Raw genomic sequence first — 18,523 nt, 5'->3', positions numbered from 1 at the left:
TAAAAATAAGAAGTCCGCCATACTCCGTAGTATAGCTCTTAGCCGCCATAGCATAGCCTACAAGCTCTCCCTCTTCCTCAAATACATAGCCCTCTATAAAAGGCAAATCGGAAAGACAGTCATCTATATCTTTGTAGAGAATTTCATCCGGCGCTGTATAAAGTACAGCCTCCGAATTATAGAAAATCCTCATCATTTTAAACACTTCTTCTCTGTCACGAGCTTCCAAATCTCTTATCTTCAACATATCCTCCTTAAAGCAAACAAGCCTCATCCAAAGTCCTGCTGTAAGCCGGTATAAATTCATTTAAAAATACTTCTACTTCTTCTAAGTCTAAAGCTTTAACTGCCTTCAAAGTAGTTTCTTCCGCCTGTAAAAACTCATGATTACCTGCCTTTTTTTCATCCAAACATTTAATATAAGCTGAAAGTTTATCTGCTGCCTTAACCAGAGCCTTCTCATATTTATAATCACCTGTTGGCTCAAATATTCCCTGATATTCTACCCTTAAATCCTCCGGTAAGAGAGAAAGAATTTTTTCACAAGCGGTGTGTTCAATTTCCTTATAAGTGTTCTTGATACTGCTATTAAAATACTTAACCGGTGTAGGCATATCTCCTGTAATTATTTCAGTAGCATCATGATACATTCCTATAAGTGCCGCCTTATCCGCATTCAGACTTTTCCCAAAACGCTTATTTCCTATTGTACAAAGGGCATGGGAGAGCATAGCTACTTCAAGTGAATGTTCGCTTAAGTTCTCCTCTCTGGAATTTCTCATCAAAGCCCAACGATTAATATACTTAAGCCTAGCCATCATTGCAAAAAACGAATAATCTTTTTCCAACCCTTCCTCCTATCTAAACCCTATTACTTTTGCTATGATATTGGATTTATAAAGCAAGGTTAAAAACATATTTTTCTCTATCTGCTCCATACCTGCCTGCACAAGAGGTTTATCTATAAACACTGCCATAAGTGTAAATATAAGCCAAACTATTACTAACCCTTGGAATAGCCCTGCTATGCCACCTCCCATACTATTAAGTTCTTTTAATACAGGTAATTTACTTATGATATTCAGCACCCTGCCAAGAATATACAGTCCGGTACTAAGCAGAAAATATACTAAAATAAAGGTACCCGAATTAATCACTATTCCTGTAAGGTAGATTGCTACCCTATGATTTACTTCTTTTTGTATATCTTCCTTTGCTTTTTCTAAATGTTCATTTTTTAAAATATCAGACACAATTTCTTCAAATACCTTATCGCCTCCGGGCAAATTTTGTGGCATATAAAGTTCATCTTTAATATTCTTTACTTTTTTCTTATTATCTTTTTTCTTATTATCTTTCTTATTATTTTTCTTATTTATCTGAAGTTTATTATCACTTCCTTTAGTATTATTATCAGCCTTTTGATAATTTTCTATTGATTTTTCTACCCTTGTAGAAATAGCATTAAATAACTTTTCATTATTTCTAAACTGATTGCTTAGAACCGGCGATATTACCGTACCTGCAAGCAATACCACAATAGAAGAAAAAAGCCCAAATACAGTCCTTACTAAACCTTTTTTACTTCCTCTGTAAAAGCTTGCTCCAAATATAAGAATCACCATTATCAATACAAAATTAGACATTCATCCTCCAAACTACTCGGTTAATTTTATTAGCTTAAGTTTTTTCCCAAGAACAGCATAATACTTTAAACTACCTCCTGCCGGCATAAAACTTATTATCTTATCTCCAAATTTATTTTTAAATTTTTCATCTCCACTAGACGAAAAAATAATACAGTTGCTATCAGAATATAGGGCTATTTCTCCATCATTACTCCACATTCCTTTCGCATTGATGTCTACCTCATTCTGAAACTTTATATTACCGTTATAATTAAACGAATATAAAACCGACTTCATATCTTTGTCATTTATAAGCAGAGAAAATCCACTTCCATCCTCAGCTATTCTCTCAATCTTACCCTCTATCTTCTTTTCCCACAAAAGTTCAGGCTCTCTTTTAGCAGCAAAACATGCTATCTTATTATCACCATATGCACACACTGTATTGTTATCTGTAAACTTCAGCTTAGGAAAAATAGTATCTTCAAACGGAAATACTCCTACTATTCTATCCGCATTTGAATTTTCACCAACCTTATCAAAATTATAAAATGTAAGGGTTGATTTTATTTCATTATTATCGCTCTTAACATACTCTGTGACCAGTTTTGAGCCATCTTTTGACATTGCCAGTGAAAGCGCATAACCATCATCCTTAGAATAAGTTTTTATTTCTGCCTTTAACTTTTCATTCTTATCATAAGGATTAATAAGGTGTATATTGTAGCCCTTATCAGCCTCCATCAGCACTGCAATTTCTCCCTGCTCAGATATGTCTACCATCATAATGTCCTGAAACATCTGTAAGCTTACCTGCACTGCCGGCACTGTCTTATGATTTACCACAAGTATGTTTCTTCCGCCTATGTCCGCAACCGCCACATAGCCTTTACTTACAGCGATTTTAGGATTAGTCATATTTAGTGCCGCATTCCACTCTATTTCACCTTTATTATTGTATATCGATATTCCTTCATCATTATAGCCAATTAATTTACCATAATCTGCAGCATATACTACATCTTCCGATAATTCTTTTTTATATTCTGCTATCACATCATAGCCATAATATGTCCTACTGCTAAAGAAAAATTCAATAGCTGCAACGGCTACTATTACTAAAGTAAGCATAATTATAAATAATATTTTTAACCAGTTTCTCTTTGTACTGCGTCCCTCTTCCTCCCCTTCAGGAATAGGCTTTAATTCATCTTCACTCAATTCTTTATTATCAAACATTATCTGCTGCCTTTCACTTCTTTAACGCCTCTTTTTTATAAATTTCAATTACTTCACCAACAGAAACATTTGGATTTTTTTCGCTTATCTCTATCAAAGCTTTCAGAATTTCTTCCTGTACAAAATTTTTACCTAAAAACACTTCATAATTCTCTGCTATATATATTTTCTTCTGTTTTATATAGTCCCTAATTTCGGACAGATTAGTTGAAATCTCAGCAAGCCTTGCCTTACATCTATCTATTTCTTCTTGATTAGCATTTTTTATCTCTTCTACGACAGCTAGTCTGGTACTTTCATCAAACAACCTCAATGCCTCTTTTCTCTTTTCAGACAAATCTTCCAACTGGAGCCTTATATCCTCTAGCCTTGCATTGTAGTTCTCAAGCCCATAACTACTATCATCTTTATCTTTTCTAATGTTTCTACTAATCTTTGCAATTACTCGTTTATTATTTTTAATTTTATGCCTTGCATTATTTCCCAGATTGATAGTATCCCTGTATTTAGTCCTGGACGCACTAAAAATAAGCATATAAAGCCCACCAAACACAAATATACAACTTACATAAATAAGCCCAATCATATAAGTGCTTACCGGCTTAGGAAGAAAATACCAAACAATCGCAGGTATTCCTACAAATAACACTGCAAAAGTCAAAATACAATATAAAAAATCTTTTAAACTACTTGGCATAAACAAGGTATAATAAATATCTGAATTAAAAAATCTCGGAGTCTTATTCTGCTTATAGAGCTTTTTAGTGTCTGACCTTATCTGATTATTAGCCTCTATAAAATCTGCTGTTTCTGTCTGAATTCTCTCCGATACCTTACCATCTCTATACCGTTCTCTCTTCTGATTAGTCTTTTTAGCAATTTCATTTAATTTGTCTTCTTCTACATCAAAAGTTTTAGCTATCTCCTCACGCCTTGTTTTTGTTGTATCTGCTATTTCTTTAGCCACAGATTTTTCTTTATCTGAGAGCAGCTTTTCATAGTCATCCTCCGACTTTGCAAGTTCTTTTTCTTTAATCTCACTCTCCTTAAGATTGATTACCTCATCATAAATTTTCTGCAAAACTTCTTTTCCTTCATTAAGAATATTATTTGCCATTTTTTCTCCTTAAAATAATTCTTAAAAAGTTTTATTATTTTTAAGACTCTGAACACAAAATGAACACATTTTTAATATATACTATGCCTTGTAGATGAAGAAAACTTTCCCCAAAGAAATACTTCATCTTCCCCCTCTCATTTAATGTAGAGCTGCTGTACTTGTTACAGTAGCTCTATTATTTTTAAAGTACAGTTCTTCCAACGAAAGCACGAAGTAATGTCACTTCATCAACATTCTCAAGATCACCTCCCACCGGAACACCACTTGCAATCCTAGTTACCTTTATTCCGGTAGGCTTTATAAGTTTACTAATATACATCGCAGTAGTTTCTCCCTCAAGACTTGAACCTGTCGCTATAATAACTTCATCCACATCATTATTTTGAAGTCTTACCATTAGTTCTTTTAATTTTATATCAGAAGGTCCAACTCCCAACATAGGAGAAATTACCCCATGCAGTACATGATAAATTCCATCATATTTTTTAGTTTTTTCGTAAGCTGCTAAGTCCCTCACATTTTCAACCACCATTATCATATTGTGATTTCGCTCCTTATCTGCACATATAGGGCAAATATTTGAATCTGTGAGTGTATAGCATTCCCTGCAATAGCAAATATTATCTTTGGCAGAACTAATTGCTCCTGCAAGAGCCTCTACATTTTCCTTTGGCATGCCTACAATATGAAATGCCAGTCTACCTGCTGTCTTAACTCCTATTCCGGGAAGTTTAGCAAGTTCCTCTATCAGCTTATTAACTTGTTTTCCATAGTATTCCATTTAAAACGGGAATCCTCCACCCAAGCCACCAAGTCCTCCTGTAATCTGATCCATAGACGCATTGCTTGCCTCTTCCACCTTGCGAAGAGCCTCGCCAAGTGCCGCTGCAACCAAATCTTCCAAAGTTTCAATATCCTCCGGATCTACAACTTCTTCTGCAAGATGAACCTTAAGTACCTCTCTCTTGCCATTTAATTTTACTGAAACAACTCCACCACCTGCAGTTCCTTCAAACTCTTTTGTTTCCATCTCTTTCTGTTTTTCTTCCATCTGACGCTGCATACGCTGTGCCTGTTTCATTATATTTCCCATTCCTCCCGGTATTCCACCGCCCGGAAATCCACCTCTTTTTGCCATCTCTTAATTCCTTTCTTAAAATATATATTCTGCTATTCTAAATTCAGCATTAGCCATAGTGTATCGCATTTAATCCTCATATGTCAATAATCCCGGAGCAGGTAAATTGCTGACGATTATTTCGATAAACTGTACCTCAATCATCTAATAACTTCATACTACTCCACAGTTCCATCTTGTAAATTTATAATTAGTTGTCTTCCATCACAATCAAGCCATAGCCTTTCATTATCCAACAATTCATAGTTCGTAACTATATCTCTGAACGCAGTACTCCATTTTTCTTTTTTCTCACTATAACAGATTAATTCCAAATCACATAATACATAAATAGCATTCTTAATACTTATTACATCTAAAATTACTGAAAATAATTTTTCATTAAATAACATTTTTTCATTATTAAAATCAAATAAAATCAAATTTTCCCCGATAGCAATATAGCACAACCCACTTTCTCTGTCCAAATTAAATATAGGTTCTATCCCATAATTGCAGTAAGCCATTCCAAAAACTATATAATTTCCAAAACCGACTGCCACATAACTATTTTGTTCCTCTTCACAAAAAATAATCTCTTTACATTGTAACAATTCTTTCATTTCATAAAAACTGTCAACCTGATAAAGTGTTATATTTTCTGTTTTAAAATCAATCCCCTTTATCTCTATAATTTCAGCTTCTGATTTACTTACAAAACTCATATTATAAGTATTTGTAACTATTATATATAGGTTCTCTTTGTCCCCTTCCAATTTTCTACTTACTATTCTTTTTACTTCACTTGTATAATTTTCATCCTCCACTTCATAAATGATATTTTCATTCTGCTCAATTGTTTTTTCATCGGATATTTTCAAAGAATTCACATTTTTAAATTCTATTTTTATCTGTTTATCTATTTTATACTCATCAGCCCAGGTTGCCAGCTTTACAGTCAATCCTCCATCTTCCCCAAAACATATGTCTGTTGTATAAGTTGCTTTAGGAATTTTGGCTTTACAATATTCTTTCCAGACTTCCATATTACCTCACTTTATATCATATTTTTATCCATTACATAAGGAAAGAGGCACTTATGCACCTCTTCTCCGTTTAATCCTCATATGTCAATAATCCCGGAGCAACCTTATCAAATCCTGTCATACTCAAATCTCCACTATGTCTAGCATCATTTTCAAATTTAATCTTAATATCAACTGACACCTCTAATTCCTCAAAAATAACCTTTTTAATTAGGTCTATACTCTCCTCCCTGTCAAGCCATTTTTTATCAAACTCTTCATTAACTGTAAGGACTAACATCTTATCCTTTTCCGAATAATAAGGTATTGTGTTAAACAATACTGTTTTAAGAGGATTTTTTATCTTCCTATTTGCCATTATTTGTCCAAACGAAACCGCTATCTTCTTTATATCTTCAGGAAGAGCCTTCTTTATCTCTATCTTCTCTTCACTCTTTATTTCCTGTACTTCATCCTCAATTATATCCACTTTTTTAATTTCACTAAATTTACCATTTTCAATTATCTCTTCCAGTTTATTTATTCTTGCTATTAAGCTCTCCTTATCCTCTTCCATCTCAGGCTTACAAAGTTTGATAAGTGCAATTTCAAGCTCTGCTCTTTTAGAAGTCGAATATTTGATTTCAGAAGATAATTTTGAAAATATTCTTATATATCTATATAAATCATTTTCATCACCAATCTTAGCCACTTCTTTTAATTCCTCAAGCTTATCCGTACTTATTTCAATCCTTTCAGCCACCGTACTTGATACTTTTAACAACAATAAATTTCTAAAATACCATGTAAAATCAAGAGCAAACTGCCCGATATCAATTCCATCCATGGATATTTTCTCCGTTACATCCATGCAGGTTGAAACATCTCCTCTTTTTATAGCTATATACAGCTTATTAAAAAAATCTGTATCCACTGCACCTATAACATTAATTACCTTATCATATGTAAGTGTCTCATTAAACGAAAATGCCAGACACTGATCTAAAAGACTCAGGGAATCTCGCATAGAGCCATCTCCCTTTCTCGCTACTAATTTCAACGCCTCTTCTTCATAAGAATTTCCTTCTTTATCCATAAGTTCTTTAAGTCTGCCGGCTATTGTTTCCACCGAAATTCTTCTAAAATCATATTTTTGGCATCTTGATTTAATTGTCGGAAGTACCTTATGAGGCTCTGTGGTAGCTAAAATAAAAATTGCATACTTTGGAGGTTCTTCAAGAGTTTTTAAAAGGGCGTTAAAAGCACCGCTTGAAAGCATATGAACCTCATCGATAATATACACCTTATACTTTGTATCTGCAGGAGAATATTTTACTTCCTCAATAACTTCACGCATATTATCCACGCCATTATTTGTAGCAGCATCTATCTCTATTACATCAAGAGTCCTGCCCTCTCCTATCTTTTTACAAGTCTCACAGACTCCACAAGGACTTCCTTCTCTAGGATTCTCACAGTTTACCGCCTTTGCAAATATCTTTGCTACACTTGTCTTTCCTGTTCCTCTAGTTCCTGAAAACATATAAGCATGGCCTATCTTATCATGCTTAATTTGATTTTTCAGTACCTCAATCACCTGATCCTGACCCTTTACCTCGTCAAATCCTTTAGGCCTGAACTTCCGATATAGTGCTATATATGACATTTCTTCCTCCTAAATACAATGTTAAATAATCTCCTTGTTATAATTATATACAAAGTTATTAATTATTTTTAATTTTTTTATATAAAACGCATAAAAACCTTGTAAATAATATAAATTATAAGTATAATAAATATAAAGGTATATTTACTTTTTTGCAACTAAAATTAACTAAGGAAGGTCAAAATATGGTCAAATCAAAAGTAAAAAGCATTCCTAAAGAAATTAAGCTTTTTAAAGAAGGCGAAAACTATTTTGCCTATGATTACTTTGGTGCCCATAAAGCTGTCAAAAGAAAAAAAGACGGCGTGATTTTTAGGGTATGGGCTCCAAATGCAAAGAGCGTATCAGTGGCTGGAGATTTCAACAACTGGGATAGATTCGCTGCTCCTGCCGAGAACATAGGTGAAGGAATATGGGAAGTGTTTATTCCTGATGTTCCTGAATATAGTGCTTACAAATATGCTATTACACATTATGACGATTCAGTACATTTCAAGGCGGATCCTTATGCTTTTCATAGCGAAACTGACGGAAGCACAGCTTCAAAAGTATATTTTTTAGAAGATTGTTTTAAATGGTCTGATGATAGCTGGATAAAAAATAAAGCTGATATTTTTGCTCCTGCTCCAATGAATATCTATGAAGTGCATATAGGTTCATGGAAGGTGCATGAAGATGGTAATCCTCTTAATTATCGTGATTTAGCTGATCAGCTCATTCCATATGCTAAAGATATGGGATATACCCATCTTGAGCTTATGCCTATAACTGAATATCCTCTTCCGGCTTCTTGGGGTTATCAGGTAACAGGATATTTTTCAGTAACTTCCAGATACGGAACCCCTGCTGATTTTATGTATTTTGTAAATAAGGCTCATAAAGCAGGACTTGGGGTAATTATCGACTGGGTACCTGCACATTTTCCAAAAGATGACTTTGCCCTTGCCAGATTTGACGGAACTCCATTATACGAAGATCCTAATCCTTTAAGAGGTGAACATAAGTCTTGGGGAACTCTCATTTTTGATTTTGGCAAAGCTGAAATACAGTCTTTCCTAGTTTCAAGTGCAATGATGTTTGCTAAAGAATATCATATAGATGGAATTCGTGTGGATGCGGTAGCAGCTATGCTCTATCTTGACTATGACAGACCTGACGGACAGTGGTGTCCTAATGAACATGGCGGGCATGAAAATCTTCAGGCAATAGCATTTTTACAAAAATTAAATCATGCAATCTCTACTAAAATGCCCGGCACTATGATGATGGCTGAAGAATCTACAGCTTGGCCTTTAGTTACCCGTCCTACTACAGACGGTGGTTTAGGTTTCCATTATAAATGGAACATGGGCTGGATGAATGACAGTCTCTCTTATATAAAGACTGACCCTTACTTTAGAAAATTTGAACATCAGAAACTTACCTTCCCAATGATGTACGCCTATTCAGAAAATTATGTACTGCCTATTTCTCACGATGAGGTGGTATATGGAAAAGGCTCATTACTCAATAAGATGCCTGGAGAATATGAGCAGAAGTTTGCCGGTTTCAGAGGCTTCTTAATGTATATGCTCAGCCATCCCGGAAAAAAACTTATATTCATGGGAAGTGAACTTGGACAGTTTGATGAATGGAACTTTAACAAAGAACTGGATTGGAATCTTTTAGATTTTGAATCACATCGTAAGCTTCATGACTTTGTAAGAGATGCAAATCATTTTTACCTTAATCGTAAAGCCCTTTGGGAAATAGAAGATGACTGGTCAGGTTTTTCCTGGCTAAACGCAGACGATGCTGACCATAATATTATTTCTTATAAGAGAATAGCAAAATCCGGTAGAGAAGTTGTCTTTATCATAAATTTCTCACCGGTGACAAGGGAAAATTATTATATCGGCATTGATAAAAAGAAAACATATAAAGAAATTTTCAATACAGATGATGTTAAATATGGTGGAAACGGTTTACTTAATGAAGGAAAAATAACTGCTAAAAAAGGCAAAATTAACGGAAAAAAATATTATATTTCTCTTACAATTCCACCATTAGCTGCAGTTGTTCTTGCATAAATTTTATTATTTTAATTATATTAGGAGGTTTATCATGTTAAGAAAAAAAGAGTGTCTTGCTATGCTGCTTGCAGGCGGTCAGGGAAGCAGACTTTATACTCTTACCAAAAAAGTAGCTAAGCCGGCTGTTTACTTTGGTAGCAAGTATAGGATTATAGATTTCCCTCTGTCTAATTGTATCAATTCTGATATTGATACAGTAGGCGTACTTACACAGTATCAGCCTTTAGAGTTAAATGATTACATAGGCAATGGTTCCCCTTGGGATCTTGACCGTAACTACGGAGGAGTACATATACTTCCACCTTACCAGAAGAGTAGAGGTGCAGACTGGTATAAGGGAACAGCCAATGCCATTTACCAAAACCTTAATTTCATAGAGCGATATGACCCTGAATATGTAATCATCCTTTCAGGTGACCATATATATAAGATGGATTATAATAAGATGCTGCAATTCCACAAGGAAAAGGGTGCAGATGTTACTATAGCCGTACTTGAAGTTACTCTTGAAGAGGCTAAGCGTTTCGGTATCCTTTCCACAGACGAAAATGACCGTATCACAGAGTTTGCTGAAAAACCGGCTAAACCAAAGAGCACTAAGGCTTCTATGGGTATTTACATATTTAATAAAGATATACTTGTAAACTACCTTAAAGCTGATGAAGAAAATCCTAAGTCTTCAAATGACTTTGGAAAGAATATCATACCTGCCATGATAGAGGACGGTCGTGGACTTTATGCTTATCCATTTAAGGGTTACTGGAAGGATGTAGGAACTATCCGTTCTCTTTGGGAGGCAAACATGGATCTTCTTGGTGAGTCTCCTGAGCTTGACCTCTCAGATCCTGACTGGAAAATTTCTTTCCGTCACGATCCTATCAACCCACAGTATATCGGCAATGATGCTAAGATTTCAGACTCCATTATAGCTGAAGGCTGTGACATAGAAGGAACCGTTATTAACTCCGTTCTCTTCTCAGGCATAAAAGTAGGAAAGGGAACTGTTATTAAAAATAGTGTAATTATGCCAAATGTAGTAATAGGAGAAAATGCAGAAATCAATTACAGCATCCTTGATGTCGGTTGTAATATTGAAAATAATGCTGTACTTGGTGAAGACGATGCAACTAAAGATATTACTGTAATCGGTGCTAACATAACCATTGCTGAAAACAAAAAGGTTGAAGCAGGAGTTATGGTTGAAGAAGATTTAAAATAATAATAAAGAAATGAGGTTAATATGGCAACAGCGGGTTTAGTTTTTTCAAATATTCACGATAGAAATGTCTCACAGCTGACCAGTGGCCGTACAATGGCTTCTGTTCCATTTGGTGGAAGATATAGGCTGGTGGACTTTGTACTTTCAAACATGGTAAATGCTGGAATTACAAAAGTCGGACTCATTACAAAATCAAACTATCAGAGTCTTATGAAACATGTAGGTTCAGGTAAAGACTGGGATCTTGCCAGAAAAAATGAAGGTGTTATTATCCTTTCTCCTTTTGGTGAGGCCGGTAGCGGACCTCTTTATACAAACAGACTTGAAGCTCTTCAGAACTCCATTTCATTTATAGAACATTGTGATGAAGAATACTTTATTATGACTGACTGCGATATAGTATGCAACCTTCCTTATGATGAAATTATTGAGTTCCATAAGGCTTCTAATGCAGATATAACCGGTGTATATCAGGAAAATAAGTCTAATCGCACAATAGAGCGTTCAAGCAGTATCTTTGAAATAGATGCCGAAGGAAGAATTACCGACCTTAAAGTTCAGAAATCTATCAGCGGCAAGAAGAACTTTTCATTAAATGTGTGGGTTTTCAACAGCCAGCTCCTTAAAGATTTGGTTCGTGATTCCATTATTTATGGTACAGAAAGCCTTTCTAGGGATATAATTGCTCCTCGTCTTGAAAAATATAAGGTGATGGGCTATGAATTTACAGGACATTCATCCTGCATTGATTCTCTTTCAGGATATTTTGAGGCTAATATGGCTCTGCTTGAAAGAGATGCAAGACGCCAGCTTTTCCATAGCGCAAGCTACCCTGTGTATACCAAAGTCAAGGATTCTGCTCCTACTAAATATGGTCCTAATGCAAGAGTGAAAAACTCTATAATAGCAGATGGCTGCCGTATAGATGGTATAGTAGAAAACTCCATCCTTTTCAGAGATGTAACCGTTTCACAAGGTGCAGTTATCCGCAACAGTATAGTTATGCAGGACTGTGTGCTTGAAAGAAATTCATCCATCGACTACCTTGTAATGGACAAGAGAGTAGTTGTGCGTGGTGGAAGATACTTAAGTGGCTGTGAAGGACATCCATTCTTTATTGAAAAGAATTCTATTTTATAGTAACCTATTAAGGGTCAAAAAGCATACTTGCTTTCTGACCCTAGACTCATATAATCGGTTCTTTCAAAGGGAGGTTAAAATGGCTACAAATAAGCTAAAGGAAACAGAAAAAAGTAAAAATCTTACAGTTGAAAATTTAAAAGTTGAAGAAAGTAAGGCTGAAGAGAGCAAGGCTGTTAAAAATAAAGTTTCTGTAACAAAAGCTGAGGACAATACTTCAGAAACAAAGGTTAAAGGGACAGTACTTGGGAAATCAGAAAAGCCATCAGCTGAAATGACTAAGGAAACAGCTGACAATGGTAAAAAGGCTGCTAAAAAGAGCCGTAAAGATACTGAGGCTAAAAAAGAAGAAAAGCCTAAAAAAACTGTGAAAAAGGCTACGACTAAGAAAACTGAAAAAACTGTTAAGAAAGAGCCTGCCAAAACTAAGCGGGCTAAAAAAGAAGTTAAAGAAACTAATACACAGGTTGAACAGGTGGCTGCTATGATAAATAAAGAAATTACAAAAGATGCTGAAAAATCTAATAAAGCTGCTCCAGAAAAAAAGAAAATTCTTTTTGTTGGCTCTGAAGTGCTCCCATTTGCTGCTACAGGCGGACTTGGAGAGGTACTTGGAAGCCTTCCAAAGGCTCTTGCTGCCAGAGGTGATTACGATGTAAGAGTTATGATGCCTTACTATAGTGATATGGGTGAGCAATATAAAAATGAAGCAAAGTATCTTTGCAACTACAATGTAGGACTTTCTTGGAGAAATCTTTACTGTGGGCTTTTCGAATTAAAAAAGGATGGTGTGACCTATTATTTTATAGATAACGAATATTACTTCCATCGTAACGGACTTTATGGTTTTTATGATGATGGTGAACGTTATGCATTTTTCTCTAAGGCGGTAATGGATAGTTTTTACTTTATCGACTTTATGCCTGATATTATTCATGCAAATGACTGGCAGACTGCTCTCATACCAATTTATAATAATTGCAAGTACCATTATGACATCAAACTCATATTTACCATACATAATATTGAGTATCAGGGACAGTATGATTTAAAAATCATGCCTACCGTATTTGACCTTCCTCCTGAAGCCGGTGCTTTTGTTGAGTATGAAGGCTGTGTAAATCTTGTTAAAGGAGCTATTGAAACAAGTGACTGCGTAACTACTGTAAGTGAGTCTTATGCAAAAGAACTTGAAGATGCAGCTTTTGCACATGGACTTCAAGATATGATTAAAAAGAATAACTGGAAAACAAGGGGTATCTTAAACGGTATAGATGCTGAAGGTTACAATCCTGCTACAGACATAGCCATATCACACAATTTTACTCCTGAGGATTTTTCAGGAAAACTTCAGGATAAATTAGAACTCCAGAGACTTGCAGGACTTAGAGAGGATGCCAATATCCCTGTTATAGCTATTATTTCAAGACTTGTGGCACATAAGGGACTTGATCTTATTACTCAGGCAATGGAAAATATAGTAAGAAACTGTGAAGTACAGCTTGTTGTACTTGGTAAGGGTGACAGAAAATATGAGGATTACTTCATTTGGCTGCAGAATCAGTATCATGGTAAGGTCTCTGCTATGATTACCTATAACAAAGACCTGTCAAGAAAGGTTTATGCCGGTGCTGATATGTTCTTAATGCCAAGTAAGGCTGAACCTTGTGGACTTTCACAGATGATAGCCTGCCGCTACGGTACAGTACCTATTGTAAGAGAAACAGGCGGACTTAGAGATTCTATTACCGACTGCAGTTTTGGTGAAGGTAACGGTTTTACTTTTGCAGCATATAATCCTGATGATATGGCAAATGCAATTTACCGCTCCATTGACCTTTACTATAATAAGCCTGAAGATTGGGATAAGCTCCGTAAATATATTGCAACAATAGACTTCAGCTGGGCTAATTCAGCGAATAAATATGATGAAATGTATAGCTGGCTTATAGGAAGATAATCTATATACTAATTTTTATAAAATTCAAACACCTTATTCATATAGTAATATATGGTAAGGTGTTTTGATTGCCGTCCGGACTTACAGCTATTTTTCATAAAAACTTGCTTTTATTTTAATTCTATGTGATAATTAGTGTGTTTATTTATTTTTATATTTAGGGATAACCCTAGGAAATGAGGTTACTGTGTCAAACAAATTTAAGAAAAAACATGGTCATGTAAGGGAAGTAGCTGAGCCTGCTATAAAGCCGGTACAAACTTCTGTTACAAACTTTGATCAAATTGAAGCTGCAATTACAGACAAACTTTCAAGACATTTTGGTGCTTCTTTTGAAGAAGCTACAAAAGATCAGATTTATAAAGCTACTGCGATTACGGTTAAAGATATTTTACTCGCAAAACGTCGTGAATTTAAAGAAGCTAACAACAAATCCGGAGGAAAGAGAGTTTATTATCTTTGCATGGAATTTCTTGTTGGGCGTTCTCTCAAAAATAACCTTTATAATTTAGGCCTTACAAATATTTATGCTGAAATACTAAAAAAACATGGCTATGACTTGAATGAATTATATGAGATGGAGCCTGATGCAGGTCTTGGAAACGGTGGCCTTGGAAGACTTGCTGCCTGCTTTATGGACTCCCTTGCCTCTCTTAACTATCCTGCTACCGGATTTTCAATTCTCTATGAGTATGGTCTGTTTAGACAGAAAATAGTTGAAGGGTGGCAGATGGAACTTCCTGATGTATGGCTTCCCGGTGGTGAGGTTTGGCTATCTCCTCGTACAGATAAAACCTTCGTAGTTAAGTTTGGAGGACATGTCAATGAAACTTGGACCGAGAACGGACTTATTACAGAACAGGTTGACTGTGAGGAAGTTGAAGCTGTGCCTTACGATATGATGATTTCCGGTGCCGACAGCAAGGGTGTAAGTGTACTTAGAGTATGGCGTAGTCGTGATATAGATACCTTCGATATGAATTCATTTTCAAGAGGTGACTATGCAAGAGCAACTATGGGAAATAACAAGGCTGAACTTATTTCTAAGGTACTATATCCAAGAGATAGCCATTACGAAGGCAAAGAGCTACGCCTTAAACAGCAGTATTTTCTTGTATCTGCATCTGCACAAAACATAATTGCAGATCATATGAAATACTATCCTTCTCTTGATAACCTTGCAGATAAGGTAGCTATACATATCAATGATACACACCCTGCTATGATAGTGCCTGAGCTTATGCGTATTTTTATGGATGAATACCACTATTCTTGGGATAATGCATTTAATATAATAAGCAAAACTCTCGCTTATACTAACCATACTGTTCTTGCAGAAGCTCTTGAAAAATGGCCTGAGGAAATGATGAGGAGACTCCTCCCAAGAATTTATCAAATTATTCATGAATTAAATGAAAGACATTGTAAACATGTATATGATAAATTTGCCGGTGACTGGGGCAAATGTTCCCATATGGCTATAATTTCAGGTGGCGTTATACATATGGCAAATCTCTGCATAATGGGTTCACATAATGTAAACGGAGTATCTGAGCTTCACTCTGACATCCTCAAAAAATCTGTATTTAAAGATTTTTATGATGATACTCCTGATAAATTTACAAACGTTACTAATGGTATAGCTCATCGCAGGTGGCTCTGCCAGTCTAACCCAAGACTTTCAGGACTTTTAGATGAGATTATCGGTACTTCATATAAAAAGAACGGTCCGGATTTGATAAAACTTCTTGCTTTCCAAAATGACAATGCTATTTTGGATAAATTAGCTGAAATTAAATTAGCTAACAAAAAGGATTTTGCAGAGTTGCTCTTTCAGGACAGTGGAATAAAAATCAATCCAGACTCTGTTTTTGATGTACATGTAAAGAGACTTCATGAGTATAAACGCCAGCTGTTAAATGCACTTCAAATTATAGCTCTCTACTTAGACCTTAAGGAAAATCCTAGCTTAGACATAGTACCACAGACATACCTCTTTGCTGCAAAGGCGGCACCTGGCTATGACAGAGCTAAATCTATAATAAGACTCATAGTAAACCTCGGTGAAGAAATAGCCAAAGACCCTATAATCAGCAAAAAGCTACAAGTAGTCTTTCTTGAAAACTACAGGGTTACTATGGCTGAACATATCATGCCTGCCAGCGATATATCTGAGCAGATTTCTCTTGCCGGAAAAGAGGCTTCAGGTACCGGTAATATGAAACTTATGATAAATGGTGCTGTCACAATAGGTACCCTTGATGGAGCAAATGTGGAAATCTCTGAAGCTGTAGGTCGTGACAATATCTACATCTTCGGTATGACAGATAGGGAAGTTGAAGATAAATGGCGTGATGGTTACAATCCTTATAAATATTATGAAGAGAACCACCGTCTTAAAAGAGCCGTTGACTACCTTAAAAATGGAATAAATGGCAATGATTTCTCCGACATACACCGTTACCTCCTAGTAGGCGACCATGGTATAGCAGACCCATATATGTGTATGGCTGATTTCGGTGATTATTGCAGAGCTAGATACGATATGATGAATGACTACAAAAATCAGAGAGACTGGACAAAAAAATCTCTTGTAAACATAGCTTCTGCCGGAAGATTTGCTGCTGATACAGCTATCAGAAAATATGCAGAAGAAATTTGGGGCATTACGCCAATTAAATAAGGTGATGTATGTTTAGACTTTGGGGAAAAATAATTATTTCAGGGAAGATGGTTAAAAATATAACAATTGAAAATAACGATTCTTCCCTGAATCGTACAAAAAAAATATTTGCTGCCTTAGACGAAATCTGCTATACCTATGATCTTAGCAGACCAATTTGGCTAAATAAAAATATCAATGACTTTAAGAAACATAGCAAGACTAGATTTACAAAAGATAATTTTATAGACGAAATAGACTTCGACTCCCTAGACATAGAAGTCATTGAAGAAGATTAATAATATTTTGTAACAAACTGTATGATTAATTTATAATAAAAAATGACACTGTAAAACATTTCACAGTGTCATTTTTTATTTACATTTCTTTAATTAATTCAGCCATCAACTTTACAGTATGCTCTATTGCTTTCATTTCAAACTCACTATAATCTACGGTAGCACTTCCATCTGCCTTATCAGAAATTGCTCTTATTATTACAAATGGAACCTTATTTAGATATGCAGTATGTGCTATTCCACAGCCTTCCATTTCAGTACAATAACCATTAAACTTATCCTTAATCCATGCTTTTTTCTCTTTAGCACTGATAAACTGGTCACCACTCACTACCCTGCCTATAAAACATTTAATATCAGAATTTACCCTCTCACAGATTTCTTTAGCCTTTAACGCCAAATCCTTATCTGCTGTAAAAGTTGAGGTTTTCATCCTAGGTATAATACCTTCCTCATACCCAAACCCAGTCACATCAACATCGTGATAAAGGGCGTCTTTTGAAATGACTATATCACCAACATCCAAGTTTTCGTTTATTGCACCTGCAACACCTGTATTAATAACCCTGTCAATCTTATAATCATCAATAAGAATCTGTGTACAGATTGCTGCATTCACCTTCCCTATTCCACTTCTGACTACCACTACATCCTTGCCATATAGTTTCCCTGACAAGAACTTCATTCCTGCCTTCTCTTTCTCTATAGCCTCTGTCATTTCTATTTTGAGCTTAGATACTTCTTCTTCCATTGCTCCTATTATGCCTATAATCATTATATCTCCTTATTTCTGATTAAATACTTTATCAAACCATCCGGTTCTTCCCCTAGATGCCTTATAATTATTGGATGATGCCTCATTTAAGAATGATATAATTTCATCTGTCAGCCCTATTCTATAAAACTGAGTACCTCCACCATCACCTATTACAGCAAGATAATTATAATTAGTAGTAGTAAAGCAGGTCAATCTTGAAGCTCCCGGATAAAATCTATCCATGCTATCTACAAATTCCACCCTGTAGCCATAATTATCCCTAGTTGCCGTAGAATTATATTCAGACTGACTCACCTCTACTGCCTTTATCTCTTCTTTTTGAAAAAGATTGATTAATTTTTCCGTTTCGTCTTGGTCTAATACATAGCCTAATGATGCTCCTCTTTTATCTGCACTTAATGCTGATACCTTAGCCTTTGTAACTTCTGCTGCAAACAAAACATTTATTTTCTTTATAACTCCTTCAAGTTCCTTCTGCTCCAAGGTAAATTCATCTGATAATTTTACCTCATCATTTTTTTTAGACCCCTTACTTCCACAAGCAGTCAACAAACTTATAGATAAAATTAAATAAAGCATAATAATCTTAATCTTCATA

The 18,523-nt window shown here is 35.3% G+C and carries 16 protein-coding genes and 1 pseudogene; 6 read left to right on the top strand and 11 right to left on the bottom strand.

Annotated elements, in window-relative coordinates:
• From ACTTG8_RS05140 to dnaX, 9 genes and pseudogenes are all read right to left on the bottom strand, one after another.
• Positions 1-247 (bottom strand): annotated as a pseudogene (locus ACTTG8_RS05140) (GNAT family N-acetyltransferase); the annotation flags it as partial.
• A gap of 7 nt (positions 248-254) precedes the next feature.
• On the bottom strand, positions 255-848 hold the full coding sequence (gene yfbR, locus ACTTG8_RS05135; RefSeq protein WP_442561048.1) for a 5'-deoxynucleotidase: 594 nt from the start codon (positions 846-848) through the stop codon (positions 255-257).
• Positions 849-857: 9 nt separating this feature from the next.
• Positions 858-1,646: a CvpA family protein gene (locus ACTTG8_RS05130; protein ID WP_442561047.1), complete on the bottom strand. Its 789-nt coding sequence runs from the start codon at positions 1,644-1,646 to the stop codon at positions 858-860.
• Between the two features lie 12 nt (positions 1,647-1,658).
• Positions 1,659-2,867: a DUF5711 family protein gene (locus ACTTG8_RS05125; protein WP_442561046.1), complete on the bottom strand. Its 1,209-nt coding sequence runs from the start codon at positions 2,865-2,867 to the stop codon at positions 1,659-1,661.
• A 13-nt stretch (positions 2,868-2,880) separates the two neighbouring features.
• On the bottom strand, positions 2,881-3,984 hold the full coding sequence (locus tag ACTTG8_RS05120) for a hypothetical protein (RefSeq protein WP_442561045.1): 1,104 nt from the start codon (positions 3,982-3,984) through the stop codon (positions 2,881-2,883).
• Between the two features lie 184 nt (positions 3,985-4,168).
• Positions 4,169-4,768: a recombination mediator RecR gene (gene recR, locus ACTTG8_RS05115; RefSeq protein WP_442561044.1), complete on the bottom strand. Its 600-nt coding sequence runs from the start codon at positions 4,766-4,768 to the stop codon at positions 4,169-4,171.
• Complete coding sequence (locus tag ACTTG8_RS05110) at positions 4,769-5,125, bottom strand: YbaB/EbfC family nucleoid-associated protein (protein WP_442561043.1); 357 nt, start codon at positions 5,123-5,125, stop codon at positions 4,769-4,771.
• A 158-nt stretch (positions 5,126-5,283) separates the two neighbouring features.
• Complete coding sequence (locus tag ACTTG8_RS05105) at positions 5,284-6,150, bottom strand: hypothetical protein (protein WP_442561042.1); 867 nt, start codon at positions 6,148-6,150, stop codon at positions 5,284-5,286.
• Positions 6,151-6,220: 70 nt separating this feature from the next.
• On the bottom strand, positions 6,221-7,795 hold the full coding sequence (dnaX, locus tag ACTTG8_RS05100) for a DNA polymerase III subunit gamma/tau (protein ID WP_442561041.1): 1,575 nt from the start codon (positions 7,793-7,795) through the stop codon (positions 6,221-6,223).
• A gap of 185 nt (positions 7,796-7,980) precedes the next feature.
• Here dnaX and glgB point away from each other — a divergent pair, with 185 nt between their 5' ends.
• The 6 genes from glgB (at position 7,981) to ACTTG8_RS05070 (ending at position 17,147) form a co-directional block, all read left to right on the top strand.
• Positions 7,981-9,864, top strand: a complete 1,884-nt coding sequence (gene glgB, locus ACTTG8_RS05095; protein ID WP_442561040.1) for a 1,4-alpha-glucan branching protein GlgB — start codon at positions 7,981-7,983, stop codon at positions 9,862-9,864.
• 34 nt (positions 9,865-9,898) lie between these two features.
• Positions 9,899-11,086 carry a glucose-1-phosphate adenylyltransferase gene (locus ACTTG8_RS05090; RefSeq protein WP_442561039.1) on the top strand — a complete coding sequence of 396 codons (1,188 nt, stop codon included), beginning with the start codon at positions 9,899-9,901 and terminating at the stop codon, positions 11,084-11,086.
• 21 nt (positions 11,087-11,107) lie between these two features.
• The gene (gene glgD / locus ACTTG8_RS05085) at positions 11,108-12,226 is read left to right on the top strand and encodes a glucose-1-phosphate adenylyltransferase subunit GlgD (RefSeq protein ID WP_442561038.1); all 1,119 of its coding nucleotides are present in this window, start codon (positions 11,108-11,110) and stop codon (positions 12,224-12,226) included.
• 79 nt (positions 12,227-12,305) lie between these two features.
• Positions 12,306-14,186: a glycogen/starch synthase gene (locus ACTTG8_RS05080; protein ID WP_442561037.1), complete on the top strand. Its 1,881-nt coding sequence runs from the start codon at positions 12,306-12,308 to the stop codon at positions 14,184-14,186.
• Between the two features lie 187 nt (positions 14,187-14,373).
• Positions 14,374-16,869 (top strand): glycogen/starch/alpha-glucan phosphorylase, encoded by a 2,496-nt coding sequence (locus tag ACTTG8_RS05075; protein WP_442561036.1) that lies wholly within the window; start codon positions 14,374-14,376, stop codon positions 16,867-16,869.
• An 8-nt stretch (positions 16,870-16,877) separates the two neighbouring features.
• Positions 16,878-17,147, top strand: a complete 270-nt coding sequence (locus ACTTG8_RS05070; protein WP_442561035.1) for a hypothetical protein — start codon at positions 16,878-16,880, stop codon at positions 17,145-17,147.
• A 79-nt stretch (positions 17,148-17,226) separates the two neighbouring features.
• On the opposite strand, the gene ACTTG8_RS05065 is transcribed toward ACTTG8_RS05070, so the two are convergent.
• Positions 17,227-17,919, bottom strand: a complete 693-nt coding sequence (locus ACTTG8_RS05065) for a 5'-methylthioadenosine/adenosylhomocysteine nucleosidase (protein WP_442561051.1) — start codon at positions 17,917-17,919, stop codon at positions 17,227-17,229.
• Between the two features lie 12 nt (positions 17,920-17,931).
• On the bottom strand, positions 17,932-18,522 hold the full coding sequence (locus tag ACTTG8_RS05060; protein ID WP_442561034.1) for a hypothetical protein: 591 nt from the start codon (positions 18,520-18,522) through the stop codon (positions 17,932-17,934).
• Position 18,523 lies beyond the last annotated feature (1 nt).

The organism is Catonella sp. (assembly GCF_052173895.1).
Taxonomy (GTDB): Bacteria; Bacillota; Clostridia; order Lachnospirales; family Lachnospiraceae; genus Catonella.
Note: the sequence above shows the minus strand (reverse complement) of the source record. Positions and strands in the feature narration are given on the sequence as shown.

Bases quoted from the DNA above. Each gene is read 5' to 3' on its own strand.
- ACTTG8_RS05120 (WP_442561045.1), bottom strand. From the start codon at position 3,984: ATGGCAAATAATATTCTTAATGAAGGAAAAGAAGTTTTGCAGAAAATT.
- ACTTG8_RS05110 (WP_442561043.1), bottom strand. From the start codon at position 5,125: ATGGCAAAAAGAGGTGGATTTCCGGGCGGTGGAATACCGGGAGGAATG.
- ACTTG8_RS05070 (WP_442561035.1), top strand. From the start codon at position 16,878: ATGTTTAGACTTTGGGGAAAAATAATTATTTCAGGGAAGATGGTTAAA.
- ACTTG8_RS05130 (WP_442561047.1), bottom strand. From the start codon at position 1,646: ATGTCTAATTTTGTATTGATAATGGTGATTCTTATATTTGGAGCAAGC.
- glgD (WP_442561038.1), top strand. From the start codon at position 11,108: ATGGCAACAGCGGGTTTAGTTTTTTCAAATATTCACGATAGAAATGTC.
- ACTTG8_RS05105 (WP_442561042.1), bottom strand. From the start codon at position 6,150: ATGGAAGTCTGGAAAGAATATTGTAAAGCCAAAATTCCTAAAGCAACT.
- glgB (WP_442561040.1), top strand. From the start codon at position 7,981: ATGGTCAAATCAAAAGTAAAAAGCATTCCTAAAGAAATTAAGCTTTTT.
- ACTTG8_RS05125 (WP_442561046.1), bottom strand. From the start codon at position 2,867: ATGTTTGATAATAAAGAATTGAGTGAAGATGAATTAAAGCCTATTCCT.
- recR (WP_442561044.1), bottom strand. From the start codon at position 4,768: ATGGAATACTATGGAAAACAAGTTAATAAGCTGATAGAGGAACTTGCT.
- dnaX (WP_442561041.1), bottom strand. From the start codon at position 7,795: ATGTCATATATAGCACTATATCGGAAGTTCAGGCCTAAAGGATTTGAC.
- ACTTG8_RS05060 (WP_442561034.1), bottom strand. From the start codon at position 18,522: ATGAAGATTAAGATTATTATGCTTTATTTAATTTTATCTATAAGTTTG.
- ACTTG8_RS05090 (WP_442561039.1), top strand. From the start codon at position 9,899: ATGTTAAGAAAAAAAGAGTGTCTTGCTATGCTGCTTGCAGGCGGTCAG.
- ACTTG8_RS05080 (WP_442561037.1), top strand. From the start codon at position 12,306: ATGGCTACAAATAAGCTAAAGGAAACAGAAAAAAGTAAAAATCTTACA.